The sequence below is a fragment of the Halogeometricum rufum genome (genome assembly GCF_900112175.1).
GTDB classification, from domain to species: domain Archaea; phylum Halobacteriota; class Halobacteria; order Halobacteriales; family Haloferacaceae; genus Halogeometricum; species Halogeometricum rufum.
This window is the reverse complement of record NZ_FOYT01000001.1, coordinates 1,702,040-1,718,868: the sequence shown is the minus strand read 5'-3', so window position 1 is coordinate 1,718,868 and position 16,829 is coordinate 1,702,040. Positions and strand designations below refer to the sequence as shown.

General features: G+C 68.1%; 14 protein-coding genes. 11 read left to right on the top strand and 3 right to left on the bottom strand.

The window, feature by feature from the left end; translation table 11 throughout:
• The 3 genes from BM310_RS08855 (at position 1) to BM310_RS08845 (ending at position 4,233) form a co-directional block, all read left to right on the top strand.
• Complete coding sequence (locus tag BM310_RS08855; protein WP_089806603.1) at positions 1-2,589, top strand: efflux RND transporter permease subunit; 2,589 nt, start codon at positions 1-3, stop codon at positions 2,587-2,589.
• On the top strand, positions 2,586-3,377 hold the full coding sequence (locus tag BM310_RS08850; RefSeq protein ID WP_089806600.1) for a TrmB family transcriptional regulator: 792 nt from the start codon (positions 2,586-2,588) through the stop codon (positions 3,375-3,377). Before BM310_RS08855 ends, BM310_RS08850 begins: the two co-directional genes overlap by 4 nt.
• Positions 3,378-3,456: 79 nt before the next feature.
• Entirely contained in the window at positions 3,457-4,233 is a 777-nt protein-coding gene (locus tag BM310_RS08845) for an inositol monophosphatase family protein (RefSeq protein WP_089806598.1), read from the top strand.
• A 53-nt stretch (positions 4,234-4,286) separates the two neighbouring features.
• Here BM310_RS08845 and BM310_RS08840 read toward each other — a convergent pair whose 3' ends face one another.
• Together BM310_RS08840 and BM310_RS08835 are read right to left on the bottom strand one after the other, a co-directional pair.
• Positions 4,287-4,532 (bottom strand): hypothetical protein, encoded by a 246-nt coding sequence (locus BM310_RS08840; RefSeq protein ID WP_089806597.1) that lies wholly within the window; start codon positions 4,530-4,532, stop codon positions 4,287-4,289.
• Positions 4,533-4,623: 91 nt separating this feature from the next.
• Positions 4,624-4,905, bottom strand: a complete 282-nt coding sequence (locus BM310_RS08835) for an acylphosphatase (protein WP_089806595.1) — start codon at positions 4,903-4,905, stop codon at positions 4,624-4,626.
• Positions 4,906-5,000: 95 nt separating this feature from the next.
• Between BM310_RS08835 and BM310_RS08830 the strand changes: the two genes are divergently transcribed.
• From BM310_RS08830 to BM310_RS08800, 8 genes are all read left to right on the top strand, one after another.
• Positions 5,001-6,383, top strand: a complete 1,383-nt coding sequence (locus BM310_RS08830) for a phosphohexomutase domain-containing protein (protein ID WP_089806593.1) — start codon at positions 5,001-5,003, stop codon at positions 6,381-6,383.
• Positions 6,384-6,518: 135 nt separating this feature from the next.
• Positions 6,519-7,652, top strand: coding sequence for a BMP family lipoprotein (locus BM310_RS08825; RefSeq protein WP_089806591.1), 1,134 nt, complete (start codon positions 6,519-6,521; stop codon positions 7,650-7,652).
• 250 nt (positions 7,653-7,902) lie between these two features.
• Positions 7,903-9,489 carry an ABC transporter ATP-binding protein gene (locus BM310_RS08820; RefSeq protein ID WP_089806589.1) on the top strand — a complete coding sequence of 529 codons (1,587 nt, stop codon included), beginning with the start codon at positions 7,903-7,905 and terminating at the stop codon, positions 9,487-9,489.
• Positions 9,486-10,844: an ABC transporter permease gene (locus tag BM310_RS08815; RefSeq protein ID WP_089806586.1), complete on the top strand. Its 1,359-nt coding sequence runs from the start codon at positions 9,486-9,488 to the stop codon at positions 10,842-10,844. Before BM310_RS08820 ends, BM310_RS08815 begins: the two co-directional genes overlap by 4 nt.
• Positions 10,841-11,941, top strand: coding sequence for an ABC transporter permease (locus BM310_RS08810; protein ID WP_089806585.1), 1,101 nt, complete (start codon positions 10,841-10,843; stop codon positions 11,939-11,941). Before BM310_RS08815 ends, BM310_RS08810 begins: the two co-directional genes overlap by 4 nt.
• A gap of 70 nt (positions 11,942-12,011) precedes the next feature.
• The gene (locus tag BM310_RS08805; RefSeq protein ID WP_089806582.1) at positions 12,012-12,989 is read left to right on the top strand and encodes a hypothetical protein; all 978 of its coding nucleotides are present in this window, start codon (positions 12,012-12,014) and stop codon (positions 12,987-12,989) included.
• A 42-nt stretch (positions 12,990-13,031) separates the two neighbouring features.
• Complete coding sequence (locus BM310_RS21350; RefSeq protein WP_177232564.1) at positions 13,032-13,190, top strand: hypothetical protein; 159 nt, start codon at positions 13,032-13,034, stop codon at positions 13,188-13,190.
• Positions 13,191-13,274: 84 nt separating this feature from the next.
• Positions 13,275-14,648, top strand: a complete 1,374-nt coding sequence (locus BM310_RS08800; protein ID WP_089806580.1) for a geranylgeranyl reductase family protein — start codon at positions 13,275-13,277, stop codon at positions 14,646-14,648.
• 66 nt (positions 14,649-14,714) lie between these two features.
• Here BM310_RS08800 and BM310_RS21345 read toward each other — a convergent pair whose 3' ends face one another.
• Complete coding sequence (locus BM310_RS21345; RefSeq protein ID WP_089806578.1) at positions 14,715-16,646, bottom strand: right-handed parallel beta-helix repeat-containing protein; 1,932 nt, start codon at positions 16,644-16,646, stop codon at positions 14,715-14,717.
• Positions 16,647-16,829: the final 183 nt, after the last annotated feature.

Sequence of the window (16,829 nt, the reverse complement as noted above, 5' to 3'; positions counted from 1 at the left end):
ATGAACTACGACTACCAACGCATCGTCGACTGGGTCGACGACCGAATCGTCGAGCAGTCCGGGAGGGTCATACTGGCGTTCCTCCTCGTCACGGCGCTCTTCGCCGTCGGTCTCGGGAGCGTCTCGACCGAGTCGGGGACCCAGCAGTTCGCCGAGGACATCCCCGCGCAGGACGCCCTCGACCAGATAAACGACGAGTTCCTCCCGGTGTTCGGCGAGAACACGGGCAGCACACAGCTCATCCAGCGGAGTCCGAACGTCCTCTCGAGGCAGTCGCTGCTCGCGATGCTCCGGACGCAGGAGCGCATCGAGGAGAAACCGACGTTGCGCGTCAGCGGCACGTCCTCGGCCGCGGCCGTGGTCGCCCGAACCATCGACCCGCAGGCGACGACGCTCGAACGCCAGATTACGACGCTCGAACGCGCCACGCAGAGCGACGTCCGGGCGGCCGTCCGAGCGAACGCGGACAACCCCGCGTTCACCGGCACGCTGAGCAACGACTTCAACGCGCAGAGCGCGTCGGCGTCCTCGACCATCGGCGTCGTCCAGCACTCGCTGACGACCGACGTCTCCTCGTCGGCGGGACAGTCGGGGTCGAGTCCGCTGACGCCGATTCAGCTGACGATACAGCGCATCGTCGACAACTCGCCCGGGGACATCACCGTGTTCGGGAGCGGCATCATCTCCGACGAGTTCGGGACGGTCATCACCGACTCGTTGCTCATCGTCACGCCCGCGGCGGTCATCCTCATCGTCCTGTTCCTCGTCGTCGCCTACCGTGACCTCCTCGACCTCCTGTTGGGGACGTTCTCGCTCGCGATGGCGGTCGTCTGGACGTTCGGCTTCCTCGGGCTGGCGGGCATCCCGTTCAACCAGATCATGATCTCCGTCCCGCCGCTGTTGCTGGCGGTCGGTATCGACTTCGGTATCCACGCCATCAACCGCTACCGTGAGGACCGCGAGACGGGGCTGGACATCGAGGACGCGATGCGCGTGGCGACCGACCAGTTGCTCGTCGCGTTCTTCATCGTCACGGGCACGACGGTCATCGGCTTCCTCTCGAACCTCGCCTCCGACCTGCCCCCGATTCGGGACTTCGGCGTCGTCGCCGGCGTCGGCATCACGTTCACGTTCCTCATCTTCGGCATCTTCCTGCCCGCCGCGAAGGTGTGGATGGACCGCCGCAAGCAGGACTGGCCCATCCCGACGTTCAGCCAGAAACCGCTCGGACAGGAGGGGTCGGCGCTCGGCGAGACGCTGAGCGTCGGCGTCACCATCTCGAACCGGATACCCGTCCTCTTCCTCGTCCTCACCCTCCTGCTCAGCGTCGGGGCGGCGGGGTACGCGACGGGCGTCGACACGTCGTTCTCGCAGGAGGACTTCCTCCCGCCGGAGGAGGTGTCGCCGCTCCTGAAGGCGCTGCCCGAACCGTTCGCCCCCTCCGACTACTCCGTCGTCGGAACGCTGAACTTCCTCGAAGACAAGTTCACCAGCACGCAGGGGGGGTCGGTCACGATATACCTCGAGGGGCGGATGGAGAACGACGCCGCCTTAGAGCAGATTCACCGCGCGGGCGAGGACCCACCGGGGTCGTTCGTCTCCGAGGACAGACGGGCCGAGTCGACGAGCATCGTCACCGTCATCAGAGACTACGCCGAGGAGGACCCCGAGTTCGCCGCCCTCGTCAACCGCAACGACGTGAACGACAACGGCGTGCCGGACGACAACCTCGACGAGATATACGACTACTTGGAGACGTCGCCGGTGTCTTCCGAGGTGGACCGCTACCTCGCCGAGGACCACCGGAGCGCCCGCGTCGTCTACACCACCTCGGCGGACGCCTCCGACAAGGAGGTGACGGCGGACGCCCGCAAGATCGCCGACCGGTTCCGGTTCGACGCCGTCGCCACGGGCAACACCGTCGTCTTCCAGCAGGTGTCCGACCTCATCTTCAACTCCGCCGTGACGAGTCTTGGACTCGCACTCGGCGGGACGGTGGTGTTCCTCGTGTTCATCTACTGGGTCCTGGACGGCCTGCCGTCCATCGCCCTCGCCAACCTCGTCCCCATCGTGGTGTCGGTGGCGGGCGTCGCCGGGACGATGCGGCTCATAGGCATCTCGTTCAACGCGTTCACGGCCACCATCCTCTCGCTGACCATCGGGCTGGGCATCGACTACTCGGTCCACGTCGTCCACCGCTTCCTCGACGAGCGGAAGAAGACGGACCTGCAGACCGCGCTCCGGCGGACCGTCGTCGGGACGGGCGGCGCACTCATGGGCAGCATGTTCACGACGGCGTTCGGCATCGGCGTCCTCGTGCTGTCCGTGCTGTCCGTGCTGGGCCAGTTCGGCATCCTCACCGCCCTCTCCATCGTCTACTCGTTCCTGGCGTCGCTGGTGGTGCTGCCGTCGGCGCTCGTCGTCTGGGACCGCTTCGCCAACGAGAGCCCGGACGTACCAATGGCCGAACAGGGGGCGGCCGGCGACGGGGAGTCGGACCCCGACTCCGACGCACTCGCGACGGACGGAGGGGTCGTCGATGCGCAACCCTCATCCGACGCAACCACCGACGGGGGAGAGACGCGATGACCGAGACGAACGACGGCGGAGGCGACGACCGGCCGAGCGAACACGAGGCCGTGGAGTCGCTGGAACGACTCGGCCTGTCGAACTACGCCGCGCGGGTGTTCGTCGCGCTCCAACGCCTCGGCGTCGGGACGGCCAAGGAGATACACGACGTGGCCGGCGTCCCCCGGTCGCAGGTGTACGGCGCCGCGGAGGAACTGGAGGACCTCGGGCTGGTCGAACTCCAGCAGTCGACGCCGAAGCGGTACCGACCCGTGAGCCTCGACGCCGCCCGGCGGAGTCTCGCGGAGAACATCGAGCGCGAGACGAACCGCGCGTTCGACTACCTCGAAGCGGCGCGCGAACAGCGCGCCGCCGGCGAGACGCGCGACGACGTGTGGACCGTCCGCGGACACGAACCCGTGAACAACCGGGCGGTCGAACTCGTCGAACGGGCGACGGAGCGAGTGGTGTACGCCGCGCCGGACCCGTCGTTCGTCACCGACGAATTCGTGGACGCGCTTCGCGAACGCGCCGACGCCGGCGTGTGCGTGAACGTCGTCAGCGAGAGCGAGGCGGTGCGAGACCTGTTCGCGGACGTCTCGAACGTGCGGGCGTCCTGCCCTCACGACGACCCGCCCGCCGACTTCACCGGGCGCGTCCTGCTCGTGGACAGCAGAGCCGTCCTCCTCTCCGTCCTCTCGGACGCGCCGGGGAGCGACGAGACGGCCATCTGGTCGGCCGACACGGCGATGGCCGACATCCTCTCGCGCATGATAGAGGGCGCGATACAGACGATGAGCGACATCTGAGCGTTCGTCTCCTCGCCGGGAGTCCGCACCGTTCGCCGCCCCCGGAGACTATTTCTCCACGCTCGCCGACACCCGAACCGTGACTGACAGAGCACGGGTCGCCGAGACGGCGGCCTCCGCGGGCGCGAACGTCGCCCTCGGGATGTTCGAACGCGACATCGAGGTCGAAGAGAAGTCCTCGAAGACCGACGTGGTCAGCGAGGCCGACGCGGCCGCGCAGGACGAGATTCTCGACGCCATCGCCGGCCACTACCCCGACGACGTGGTCGTCGGCGAGGAGGGAGACACGCCGAAAGAGATACCGGAGACGGGCGACGCGTGGGTCGTCGACCCCATCGACGGCACCACCAACTACCTGCACGGCTTCACCGCGTGGTGTCAGGCCGTCGCCGCCGTCCGCGACGCCGCGCCCGTCGCCGCGGCGGTGACGCGCCCCGCCGTCGGCGACCGGTACGTCGCGGACGACGAGACGCTGTGGAAGAACGGCGTGCCGACGACGGTGAGCGACGAGTCCGACCCCGAGCGGTTCGTCGTCGCGCCGACGCTCAGAGTCCACGACGGCAACCGGGACCGCTACCTCGACGTCGTCGACACCTGTTTCGCCGCGTTCGGCGACATGCGGCGCATCGGCTCCGCGCAGGTGACGCTGGCGATGGTCGCCGCCGGGTCGATAGACGTCGCTCTCGGCGTCGGACAGTCGAACCCGTGGGATACCGTGGCGGGCGTCCACATGATTCGGACCGCGGGGGGAACCGTCACCGACGCGAACGGCGACCCGTGGCGACACGACAGCGACGGACTGGTCGCTTCGAACGGCGAGGCGCACGACGCCGTCCTCGACGCGTTCGGGTTCTGAGAGGCGTTCGACGAACTGACCGAACGACGCCCACCGACGCCGTTTCCGGCGACTCAGACGCGCGACCCGACGCCTGCGGCGCGCGTCGCCCCCCACGTGAGGACGACGATGCCGACGACGAATCCGGCGAGTGCGAGCATCAACGGCACCGGTTCGAGCAACGCCCCGCCGAGGAACGGGCCGCGGACGAGGAGGAAGCCGGTGCCGACGGTGACGACGAGGCCGACGAGCGAGACGATGCCGTAGAAGTACGTGAGGACGCCGAACCCGGCGCGGTCGGTCCCCGAGCGACGGTGCATACCGTCTCAGTCGACCGCAGGACCTTATACTGTCGGCTCTCGCGGGGCCGCCGCCCCGGACCGCCGGCGCTACCGGGCGCGAAACGCGCCCTCACCACCGGACGCGGAAGCCCGACTCCTGCTCTGGGCCCTCGTACTCGACGGCCACGTCCTCCACGTCGGCGGCCTCGCTCCCGGTGTGGCACCACTCCACCATCTCCTCGACGGCGTCCTCCGGTCCCTCGAACACCGCCTCGACCCGGCCGTCGTCGAGGTTCTTCACCCACCCGTCCACGTCGCGGGCGCGGGCGGCGTCTCGCGTACTGGCTCGGTAGTAGACCCCCTGCACACGGCCGGTGACGTGGACGTGCGCGCGCACTCGGTCGTCGCTCATGCCGCCGCCTTCACGTCCCAGTACCAAATATCGGCTGGCCGCGCCGGAGTCCGCGAATCGAAGCCATCTAAGTGGCGGGCGGTCGATTCGCTCGTATGGAACTCTTCGGTACCGCCGGGATTCGCGGCGACGCGGTGACGCGCGTCACGCCGGAACTCGCGCTGTCTGTGGGTCGTGCGGTCGGGTTGGACGCCGTCGAGTCGGGCGGACGCCCAGAAGTCGTCGTCGGCCGCGACGGACGGACCACCGGGCCGGCGTTGGCCGCCGCCGTCGAGGCGGGCCTCGAATCGGCCGGGGCCGACGTCCGCCGCGCGGGCGTCCTCCCGACGCCGGCGCTGGCGTTCGCCTCGCGCGGCCGCCGTGGCGTCATGCTCACCGCGTCGCACAACCCCCCGACGGACAACGGCGTCAAGGTGTTCCGCGACGGCGAGGAGTACGACCGGACGCTCGAACGCGGCGTCGAGGAACGCGTCGCCGCCGACCCGTCGGCCGCGCCGTGGGACCGGTGGGGCGACAGCGAGTCGGTCGACGTCCTCGGCGACTACCGCGAGACCGTCGTGACGTACGCCCGCGAGCACGGCGCCGACGCCGACGGCCTGAACGTCGTCGTGGACTGCGGCAACGGGATGTCGGCGCTCGGGACGCCGCAGGTCCTCCGCGAACTCGGCGCGCGCGCCGTCACCCTCAACGGGCAGGTGGACGGCCACTTCCCCGGCCGGGAGTCGAAGCCGACGGCCGAGACGCTGACGGACCTCCGCGCGTTCCTCGCGGACGACGAGACGACCCCGGGCGGCGACTTCGACTTCGGCATCGCCCACGACGGCGACTCCGACCGCATCGTCGTCGTCGGCCCGGACGGCGAGGTGGTCCACGAGGACACCGTCGTCGCCGTCCTCGCGGAACACTTCGTGCGCGCCGCGGACGTGGACGACCCGGTGGTCGTGACGACGCCGAACGCGTCGGGCCGCATCGACGAACGGGTCCGCGCGGCGGGCGGCCGGGTCGAACGGGTTCGCCTCGGCGCACTGCACGAGGGCATCGCCGCCGCGCGCGCCGGCGGCGGCGACGTGGTGTTCGCCGCCGAACCGTGGAAGCACATCCACCCCGGACTCGGCGGGTGGATAGACGGCGTCGCCTCGGCGGCCGTCTTCACCCGTCTGGTCGCCGAGTCCGGGCTCTCGACCCTCCGCGAACCCGTCACGGAACGCCCCTACCGGAAGGTGAGCGTCGCCTGCCCCGACGAACGGAAGACGGCCGCCATGGCGACGTTGGAGACGACGCTCCCCGAGGCGTTCCCCGAGGCGGACGTCGACACCGAACACGGCGTCCGCCTCGAACGGCCGGACGCGTCGTGGGTGCTCGTCCGCCCCTCCGGCACCGAACCGTACGTGCGCGTCTACGCCGAGGCCGACGACGTGGACGCCCTCGTCGAGGCGGCCACCGACGTCGTCGAGGCGGCCGTCGAATCCGCCGGCTAACTGTGAGAACGTTCGGCACAGCACCCCCGTAGTAGCCGTTCGTCAGTATTTCTCCGACGCATTCACAGAATCGAGAATGGAAGCGACGCACTTATGGCCATCTCGCGTCGGCTAACCGTATAGGTGTCCATAGAGATGGATAGACGCAAGTTCTTGAAGGCGACAGGTGTCGCGGGTATCGCAGGTCTGGCAGGGTGTAGCGGCGGACCGACCGAGGGCGGCGACTCGACGGCGACCGAGGGCGGCGCCGAGACGACCGAGACCGAGTCCGCGGAGACGACGCAGGCGACCACCGAGGAGGGCGGCCCGGCCGCGAACGTCGGCATGGTGTACGCGCTCGGCGGTCTGGGCGACAAGTCGTTCAACGACGCCGCCAAGCGCGGCATCGAACGCGCGCAGTCCGAACTGAACGTCGCGTACAACGAGGCGCAACCCTCGGCGGCCGAGGAGTTCCCGACGTTCCAGCGCCGGTTCGCGCAGTCGCAGAACCCCGACTACGACCTCGTCTGCTGTATCGGCTTCGCGCAGAAGTCCGCGCTGCAGGAGACGTCGCAGAACTTCCCCGACCAGAAGTTCATGCTGGTCGACGACGTCATCGACCGCGACAACGTCGCCTCCTACGCGTTCAAGGAGCACGAGGGGTCGTTCCTCGTCGGTCACCTCGCGGGTCTCCTGACGACCCAGCAGTTCGAGGCCGGCGCGGGCGCCACGTCCGGCGACTCGACGCAGGTCGGCTTCGTCGGCGGCGTCGAAGCCCCCCTCATCAAGAAGTTCCAGGCGGGCTACGAGGCCGGCGTCAAGCACGCCGACGAGAACATCAGTATCTCGGCGGCGTACGCCGGGTCGTTCTCCGACTCCGCGGCGGGCAAGGAGATAGCCACCTCGATGTACGAGGACGGCGTCGACATCGTCTACCACGCGGCCGGCGGGACGGGTCTCGGCGTCTTCCAAGCGGCACAGGAGCAGGGCAAGTTCGCCATCGGCGTTGACTCCGACCAGTCGCGGACCGACCCGAACTACGCGAACGTCATCCTCGCCTCGATGGTCAAGCGCGTCGAGACGGCCGTGTTCACGTCCGTCGAGAACGTCGTCGAAGACTCGTACAACGGCGGCGAGACGACGACGCTCGGCCTCGACCAGAACGGCATCGAGTGCGTCTACGGGCAGGAAATCGGCGGCGAGATACCCGAGGACGTCAAGACGGCGGTCAGCGAGAGCCGACAGGCCATCATCGACGGCGAGATTTCGGTCCCGTCGTCGATGGAGTAGACGGCGCTCGCGCGACGACGACGGCGTCGCACCCGCGGCGACGACGCGACCACACGCACGACTTCTTTCGCGACGGCGGGGACGGCGACACCGACGGGCGTCGCGAGCGACCGCTGTCGGTCGCGGTCAGATTCGCCGCCCGCCGGACCGCCGTCTCGGCGCCGGACGTTTCCGAAATCTAACTGTCTCGGTGCCGCGACCGGCTCGAAACCAAACGAGTTTAAACGAACGCGCGAGAGTGGTGGATAACATGACCACCGCGGTCCACCTCGACGGAATCACCAAGCGGTTCCCAGGGGTCATCGCCAACGATGACGTCGACCTGACCGTCGAGCGCGGCACGGTGCACGCACTTCTCGGAGAGAACGGCGCGGGGAAGACGACGCTGATGAACGTCCTCTACGGTCTGTACCGGCCGACCGAGGGGCGCGTCGTCATCGAGGGCGAGGAGCGGCAGTTCTCCTCCCCCCGAGACGCCATCGACGCGGGCGTCGGGATGATTCACCAGCACTTCATGCTCGTGGACCCGATGACCGTGACCGAGAACATCGTTCTCGGGAACGAACCGCGCAAGTGGTTCGGGCTCGCGGTCGACAGAGAGGGCGCGCGGCGTGACGTGCGAGACCTGTCCGGGCGATACGGGTTCGACGTCGACCCGGAGGCGACGATAGAGGACGTGAGCGTCGGCGTGCAACAGCGCGTCGAGATTCTCAAGGCGCTGTACCGGGGCGCCGACATCCTCATCCTGGACGAACCGACCGCCGTGCTGACGCCGCAGGAGGTCGAGGACCTGTTCGAGGTCTTCGAGGAACTGACGGCGCAGGGCAAGACCATCATCTTCATCACCCACAAGCTGGGCGAGGCGATGCACGCCGCCGACGACGTGACCGTCCTCCGCGACGGCGAGAACGTCGGCACCGTGAAGACCGAGGACACCTCGCGGGAACGACTCGCCGAACTGATGGTCGGCCGCGAAGTGTTCCTGCAGACGGACAAGAACCCGACCGAACCGGGCGACGTCGTCCTCTCGACGGACCGCCTCTCCGCGGAGGACAACCGCGGTATCGAGACCGTCTCCGGCGTCTCCTTCGACGTGCGCGAGGGCGAAGTGTTCGGCATCGCCGGCGTGGACGGAAACGGCCAGTCCGAACTCATCGAGTCCATCACCGGACTCCGCGAACCCACCGAGGGCAACGTCACCTACCTCGGCGAGGACATCACCCGCGCGCCTCGCTCGGACCGCATCGACGCCGGGATGGCGTACATCCCCGAGGACCGGCACGAACGGGGGCTGGTGATGGAGTTCGACCTCGTGCAGAACGGCATCCTCGGCAGCCAACACAGCGCGCCGTTCGCCACCCGCGGCAACATCGACTGGGACACGGCCCGCGGCCACACCGAGGACATCATCCGCGAGTACGACGTCCGACCGCCGAACCCCGACGCGGACGCCGAGTCGCTGTCGGGCGGCAACCAGCAGAAGTTCATCGTGGGCCGCGAGTTCGAACGGGAACCGGAACTCGTCGTCGCCACGCACCCGACCCGCGGGGTCGACATCGGCTCGACCGAGTTCATCCACGACCGACTACTCGAACTCCGCGACGCGGGCAAGGCCGTCCTCCTCGTCTCCTCGAAACTTGACGAGGTGCAGGGGCTGTCGGACCGCCTCGCCGTCATGCACGACGGCGAGTTCATGGACGTGGTCGACCCGCAGAACGTCACCGAGGAGGAGATCGGTCTGCTCATGGCGGGCGAACGCCCGGAGACCGAGTCGCAGACCGAAGACGCGGTGGCCGACGGCGGTGCCGCCGACGAGGGAACGGAGGCTGACCGATGAGCGCCGCCGCCGACGCGCGCCGGACCGTCAGGTCGATGCTCCGCCGAATCGTCGCCCTCTCGGGCGTCGAACGCCTGCTCATCAGCCTCGCCGCCCTCGTCCTCGCGATTCTCGTCGGCGCGGTGCTCATCCTCGCGTCGGGCCGCATCACCACCTGTTCGCAGGCGGCCGCCGTCTACTTCGGCCTCGGCTTCTGTTACGACCCTCTCGAAGTCTACTTCGTACTGTTCAACGGGGCGTTCGGCAACCCGCTGAACCCGGCCATCATGTCCGGGCCCCTCGTCAACCCCGCGTGGAGTCCGTTCACGGGCGCGCTGACGTTCACCGGACCGCTCGTGACGAAGGCGCTGTTCACGTCGCAGTGGAACCCGCTGAACTTCAGCGTCGCGCTGACGATGAAGGAGACGACGCTGCTCGTCTTCACGGGCCTCTCCGTCGCCGTGGCGTTCCGCGCGGGCCTGTTCAACATCGGGACGCAGGGGCAACTCGTCGTCGGCGGACTGGTGACGGCGCTCGTCGTCGGCACTCTCGTCCCCGTCGTCCCCGGCGGACTGGCCGGGAGCGTGCTTCTGGTCCCCGTCGGCGTCCTCGCCGGCGCCGCCGCGGGCGCGTTCTACGCGGCCATCCCCGGGGCGCTGAAGGCGTACGCCGACGCGAACGAGGTCATCACGACCATCATGCTCAACTTCATCGCCGCGCAGTTGGCGTTCGTCGCCGTCTCGCAGTTCTTCCGCAACCCCGACTCGCAAGTCGTCGAGACGGCGCCGCTCCCCGGCTACGCGACGCTCGCTCCCGTCGTCTTCCCGCGGGGCGGTGACTTCGCGGTTCTCACTCTCGTGTTCGCACTCGCGCTGGTGGCCGCCATCTGGTTCCTCATCGAACGCACGTCGTACGGCTACGACCTGCGGACGAGCGGTATCCAGCCCGAAGCCGCCGAGTACGGCGGCGTCGACGCCAAACGGACCGTCGTGAGCAGCATGATGCTCTCGGGCGCCCTCGGCGGCGTCGGCGGCGCGGTGTGGGTCCTGATGGTGATGGGGAAGTGGCAGACGGGCGTGCCCGCCCTCGGCTTCGACGGCATCACCGTCTCCATCCTCGCGGGCAACAACCCGCTCGGGGTGTTCCCGGCCGCGTTGCTGTTCGGCACGCTGAAGTCCGGGTCGCTCGCGGTGCAGTTCGAGACGGGAGTCCCGAAGCAACTCGTCGGCGTCCTCCGGGGTCTCATCATCCTGTTCGTCGCCATGCCGGAGTTCTTCCGCGCCATCGGGACGAACGTCGTGGACCTGGAGGAACCCGACTCGAAGGCCGTCGCCACGGACGGCGGCGAACCCGCCTCGGGAGGTGAGGAGCGATGAGCACGCAGACCGGACTCTCCGGACTCCTCGAACGCGACTGGTCGTACCGCGAGACGCTGGTCGGGGGCGCCCTGGGCGTCTTCGTCCTCATCGGTCTCCTCGGGTTCGTCTTCCCCGAGAGCATCTGGGCGAACCTCGCCTCAATACTGACCGAGCGAAGCACGCTGTCGTCGGCGCTCCGCCTCTCGGTGCCCATCGTCTTCGCCGCCCTCGGCGGCATCTTCGCGGAGAAGTCCGGCGTCATCAACATCGGGCTGGAGGGACTGCTCATCATCTCGGCGTTCGTCGCCATCCTCGTCCCCTCCATCATCGGTCCGGACGGGACGACGCTGTTCGTCCCGAACCTCTGGGTGGGCTTCGGCGCGGGCATCCTCGCCTCGGTGCTGTTCGCCGCGCTGTTCGCGGTGGTCTGTATCCGCTACAAGGCCGACCAGATAATCGCCGGGCTGGCGGTGTGGCTCATCGCCCTCGGTCTCGCGCCGTTCGCCGCGACGGTGTACTACGGCGGCGTCAACACGGACAACATCGGCACGTCGCTGCCGACGTGGGTGATTCCGGTCCTCTCGGACATCCCCTTCTTCGGCGCCGTCTTCACGGCCACGCCCGCCGTCTACGCGATGCTCGTCGCCGTGCCCGCCTCGTGGTTCGTCCTCAACCGCACCTCGTTCGGCAGTCACGTGCGCGCCTCCGGCGAGAACCCGCGCGCCCTCGACACCGTCGGCGTGGACGTGTCGCGGGTCCGCTACGCGAGTGCCCTCCTGTCCGGCTTCCTCGCCGGCATCGGCGGCGCGGCGCTCTCACTGGGACTCGGCCAGTTCCTCGGGAACAACCAGACGATGGTCAACGGCAAGGGGTTCATCGCCATCGTCGCCTACCTGTTCGGCAACTACAACCCCATCGGCGCGTTCGGCGCGTCGTTCCTGTTCGCCGGACTGGAGGCCGTCCAGATTCGCCTCCAGCAGGTCCCCGGCTACACCGTGCCCGACTCGCTCATCCAGACCATCCCGTACGTGACGGTCATCGTCGTCCTCGCCCTCGTCGGCCGCACCCGCATCCCGGAGGCGGCGGGCGAACACTACGAGTCCGGCGAGGACTGACGCCGCCGCGGTTCTCATATCTTGTAACGGGGTCGGGAGAGTTAACTGCCGACCGACCGACCGACCGCGCATGCGACTGCGAGACGCCGTCCGACGCGCCGCCGGCTATCACCTCAGAGCGCTGCCGCCGACGGCCGTCGGACTCGGCCTCGCCGGGGCGGGCGTCTGGTACGGCCTCGACGGCGGAAATTCGCTCGCGGCGGTCACGACGGCCCGCCTCGCGCCGGCCGCCGTCCTCGCCGGCCTCGGCGTCGCCGTCGCCGCCGTCGGTCGGACCGCCGTCCGCCTCGACGCGAACGCCGCGGCCGTCGCCCGGCGACTGGACGGGTCGGGCATCGACGAGGACGACCTGCGCGAGACGGTCGCCATCGCCACCGAACGCGCCGTCGCGGACTCCATCGACGGCGCGACGGCCGAGATAGAGGCGCGCGTCAGCGACGCGGTGATGGACGCCGTCGCCGGCGACGACGAAGCGTCGTCTCCGTCCGCATCTCCATCTCCGTCGCCGTCCGCATCTCCGTCTCCATCACCCAGTTCGTCGTCTCCCACCGACCCGTCTCCGCCGGCAGAACCCGCGTCGGCACCCCAGTCGCCGTCCGACGACGCCTCGCCGACCGACGATGCCTCGTCGGTCGCCGACGCTCTCGACGCGCACGCGGACGAATCGGACGCACTCGCCGACGCGACCCGCCGGGCGAGCGAACGGGTCGAGTCGTATCTGGAGAGCGAAGACGCCGACGCGGGCGAGTTCCGGCAACTCGCCGAGGGCGCCGCGGTGCTAGACGACAGCGAGTCGGCCGACGCGGACGGGGCCGACCGGGCCGTCGTCCGGACCGACGGACCGTCGGACGCGGAACGGACGGACGAGGCCGACGGGGTCTCTCCCGGAGAGGCGGAGACGGCGGGCGACGGCGCGGAGATACTCGACGACGACCCCGCGGACCCCGACCTGCCGGACGGCGACACCGAGACGGACGACGCGGAGATACTCGACGACGACACCGAGATGGTGTTCGGAGACGACGTGCGGGACCCGGACGAGACGTAACGCGGAGCCAACACCTTTGCGACCGCATCGCAAGAATCACGTATGGACTCTCTCGACGCGGAGATAGACGCACTCGCGCGTCGCATCGAGCGACAGATTCGCCGCAACGAGGCGCGACTGGCGGAGTTGCCCGACTTCGACCGCGAGTGGCGGGAGGCGGCGACGGCGTCGGTGTCGGACACCGACAGACTGTTTCTCTGAGGGGCAGTCCCGCCTCGGCGGGCGAACTGCCACCTCGGGGACGACAAATAAAGAGTTTTCCGCTCGCCCGCCAGAATCCGAACAATGACCACCACCCACGAGTACGACGTCGTCGTCGTCGGGGCTGGCACCTCGGGGTGCTACGCCGCCGCGACGATCGCCCGCGAGGGTCTCGACGTGGTCGTCGTCGAACGGAAGACCGCCGACGAGGCGGGACACATCGCCTGCGGCGACGCCCTGAAAGGCGCCGACGCCTTCCCCGACGCCATCCCCAAAGAACAGATTCAACCCGCCTTCACGAACACGGACGTGGACCACGGCCGGTTCGAACTTCCGCAGGAGGACACCGTCCTCGAAATCCCCGTGCCGGGCGAACTCGCGGTCATCGACCGCTGGGAGTACGGTCGTCGCCTCATCGACGGCGCGGAGAGCGCCGGCGTGGAGTTCCACTACGACACCGTCGTGCAGGACGTGAACCAGACCGACGACGGGCGCGTGACGGGCGTTCGCGCGAAGAAGAAGGGCGAGGTCGTCGAGTACGAGGCGGACGTGACCGTCGACGGCGCCGGTGCCCTCTCCATCCTGCAGGACAAAGCCGACTTCTCCGAGGCGACGTTCGACACGAACGTCTCCTACAGCCAGTTCTGTTCGGCCTACCGCGAAATCGTCGAGGTCGAAGAGCCCGTCGAGTGGTCCGACGCCCTCGTGTTCAAGCCCGCGGAGGTCGCCGCGGGCTACATCTGGTACTTCCCGCGGACCGAGACGACCATCAACGCCGGTCTCGGCTTCCAGATGACCGAGGAGCCGATGAAACTCGTCGACGACCTGAAGCGTGACCTCCGGGAACGGCCGGAGTTCGAGAACGCGACGGTCACGGACAAACTCGGCGCGGCCCTGCCGACGCGCCGCCCCTACGACTCCGCCGTCGCGCCGGGGTTCATCGCCGCGGGGGACTCCGCCGGCCACGTCAACCCCACCACCGGCGGCGGCATCGCCGGTGCCGCCTACGCCGGGAAGTACGCCGGCGAACAGGCCGTCCGCGCCATCGGCGAGGGCGACGTGAGCGAGGAGGCACTCTGGCACTACAACGAACGCGTGATGGACCACTTCGGCCAGCGCTACGCCGGACTCGACGTCTACAACGTCCTGTCGACGGCCATCGACGTGAACGAACTGATGGGACTGCTGGCCCGCCTGCCGGGCGAGAAACTGGCCGAGGCGCTCTACTCCGGCACCACCTCGTTCGGTCCCCGACTCATCGCCAAGACCGCGAAGGAGTCGTACGGGTTCTGGAGCGAGATTTACAAGTTCTACGAGACGAAGAACGCCGCGGACGAACTGATGGGTCACTACGGACGGTACCCGCGTCGACCGAGTGCGATGGAGGGCTGGAAGGACCAGCGTGACAGCCTGATGGAAGACGTCTACGAAGTCACCGGCGCGGACCCGAAGTACTGACTCGGAGCCGCCGCTTCTCGCCGCTTCGACGGTCGAAAAAGAAAGTGTCGGGGACGAATCGGCCGATTACGCGTCGGCCGTCGTCGTCTCTTCGGTCGTGGTTTCTTCCGTAGTGGTTTCTTCGGTGGTCGTCTCTTCTGTCGTCGTCTCTTCCGTAGTGGTCTCCTCGGTCGTCGTCTCTTCAGTCGTGGTTTCCTCGGTGGTCGTCTCTTCAGTCGTGGTTTCCTCGGTGGTCGTCTCGGTCGCAGTCTCCGTCGGCGTCTCGGTTTCCGTCGGCGTCTCCGTCTCCGTCGGTTCCTCGTCGTCGTCGTCGACTGCGTCCTCGTCTATCTCGCCGAGGACGACGGCGGTGCCGTTCTCGGTGAAGTTCGCCGAGACGGTGTTAGAGGCGAGGTCAACGCGGGTGTCGACCTGGGTCCACTCGCCGTCGGCGTACTGGTAGAACGAGATGCTCAGTTCGTCGGTGTCCTCGGCCGCCAGTCGGTTGACGTCGTAGGTGACGGTGAGTTCGAGGTTCGACTCGTTGCTGAGCGACTCGACGTCGATGCCGTCGGTCACGGCGGCGTAGCCGTCGAGGGCTTCGGGCGTCTCGTTACTCGGTGCGAACGCGACGTCCGTCGCGACGTAGGAGAGTTGCGTCCCATCGACGGTGACGTCCATCCCGCCGCTCTGGTTCGCGTCGACGGCGTAGACGGTCCAGCCGGTGCTGGCGTTCGCCGACGAATCGACGACGGTGTTGTTGCTGCCACCGGCGTAGAGGAACGCGCTAGAGAAGTTCGAGGCGGACTCGTTGTCCATGGTCTCGTTGTCCATGGTCTCGTTGTCCATGGTCTCGTTGTCGGTGGTTTCGTCGTCGACCGGCGTCTCGGTCTCGTCGTCCGTACTCTCGTTGTCGGCCGGCGTGACGCCACCTTCGGAGCCTTCGGTGGTGGTGTTGTTTTCGACCTGGAGGGCGGACACCGTCTCGGTCTCCGTGACCGTCTCGTTCTCGGAGGCGGTCTCGGTTCCGTCGTCGACCGCCGTCTCAGTGGCCGTCTCTTCGGTCGTGGTCTCTTCCGTGGTCGTCTCTTCAGTCGTGGTCTCTTCCGTGGTCGTCTCTTCGGTCGTCGTCTCTTCCGTGGTCGTCTCTTCGGTCGTCGTCTCTTCCGTGGTCGTCTCCGTCTCGGTTTCCGTCGGCGTCTCCGTCTCGTTGTCGTCGGTCTCGTTCTGCGCCGGTGCGCTACCGGTCTCGTCGACGGTCGCGTTCCGGACTTCGTTGCTCTCGCCACCGTCGAACAGGACGCCCGCGTAACCGTTGTTGCTGGCGTCCACGCCGTCGACGGTCGCGTTCGTACTCTCGTACAGGTCCAGACCGATGTCGGTGTTGCCGCTCACGTCGACGTTTTCGAGCGAGGTGTTCGTCGCGTCAGCGACGACGACGCCCGTGAAGTAGTTCGTGGCACCGACGTCGCGAATCGAGACGTTGTCGACGGTGCTGTCCTCGCTCACGACGGCGATACCGACGGTGTAGGCCGCTTCGGTGTCGTTCGTGTCAGCGTCGGCCGCCATCGTCACGGCCGGACCGGTGGTCTCGTCCTCGGCCGGTGCGACGCCACCTTCGGCGCCGTCGGTGGTGGTGTTGTCCTCGACCTGGAGGGCGGATTCGGTCTCAGTCGTCGTCTCGTTCTCGGAGGCAGTCTCCGTCTCGGTTTCCGTCTCGTTCTCGGAGGCAGTCTCCGTCTCGGTTTCCGTCTCGTTCTCGGAGGCAGTCTCCGTTTCGGTCTCCGTCTCGTTCGGAGTCTCCGTTTCGGTCTCCGTCTCGTTCGGAGTCTCCGTTTCGGTCTCCGTCTCGTTGTCGACCGGTTCCGAGACGGTGACGTTGGTCGTCGCGCCCGGACCCGTGAGCGTGACGTTGTTGCCCACGATGGTCACGTCGTCGCTGGCGACGACGATACAGGCCGCGACGGCCGTGTCGTTGGCGACGAGGGGCGTCGATTGGTCCGGCGTCGCGTTCGCCAACTCGTCACTTATTTCGTACGTACCCGGCTCTGAGATGGTCGTACACGAATCGATAACAGTCGATGCCTCTTGTGCGGTCGCAGGTTGAAGCGCGCTGAGAGGTGCGACCGGCGCCATCACCGCGACCAATAGGGCGGCGGCTACGGCACAGGCTTGTCTGGCTGTCGGCATGCGGTGAGAACG

What these genes read in the sequence shown, in the direction of transcription:
- BM310_RS08840 (WP_089806597.1), bottom strand. Translation starts at nt 4,532, where the DNA reads ATGCACCGTCGCTCGGGGACCGACCGCGCCGGGTTCGGCGTCCTCACG.
- BM310_RS08810 (WP_089806585.1), top strand. Translation starts at nt 10,841, where the DNA reads ATGAGCACGCAGACCGGACTCTCCGGACTCCTCGAACGCGACTGGTCG.
- BM310_RS08830 (WP_089806593.1), top strand. Translation starts at nt 5,001, where the DNA reads ATGGAACTCTTCGGTACCGCCGGGATTCGCGGCGACGCGGTGACGCGC.
- BM310_RS08850 (WP_089806600.1), top strand. Translation starts at nt 2,586, where the DNA reads ATGACCGAGACGAACGACGGCGGAGGCGACGACCGGCCGAGCGAACAC.
- BM310_RS08855 (WP_089806603.1), top strand. Translation starts at nt 1, where the DNA reads ATGAACTACGACTACCAACGCATCGTCGACTGGGTCGACGACCGAATC.
- BM310_RS08800 (WP_089806580.1), top strand. Translation starts at nt 13,275, where the DNA reads ATGACCACCACCCACGAGTACGACGTCGTCGTCGTCGGGGCTGGCACC.
- BM310_RS08820 (WP_089806589.1), top strand. Translation starts at nt 7,903, where the DNA reads ATGACCACCGCGGTCCACCTCGACGGAATCACCAAGCGGTTCCCAGGG.
- BM310_RS08815 (WP_089806586.1), top strand. Translation starts at nt 9,486, where the DNA reads ATGAGCGCCGCCGCCGACGCGCGCCGGACCGTCAGGTCGATGCTCCGC.
- BM310_RS08805 (WP_089806582.1), top strand. Translation starts at nt 12,012, where the DNA reads ATGCGACTGCGAGACGCCGTCCGACGCGCCGCCGGCTATCACCTCAGA.
- BM310_RS08825 (WP_089806591.1), top strand. Translation starts at nt 6,519, where the DNA reads ATGGATAGACGCAAGTTCTTGAAGGCGACAGGTGTCGCGGGTATCGCA.
- BM310_RS08835 (WP_089806595.1), bottom strand. Translation starts at nt 4,905, where the DNA reads ATGAGCGACGACCGAGTGCGCGCGCACGTCCACGTCACCGGCCGTGTG.
- BM310_RS21350 (WP_177232564.1), top strand. Translation starts at nt 13,032, where the DNA reads ATGGACTCTCTCGACGCGGAGATAGACGCACTCGCGCGTCGCATCGAG.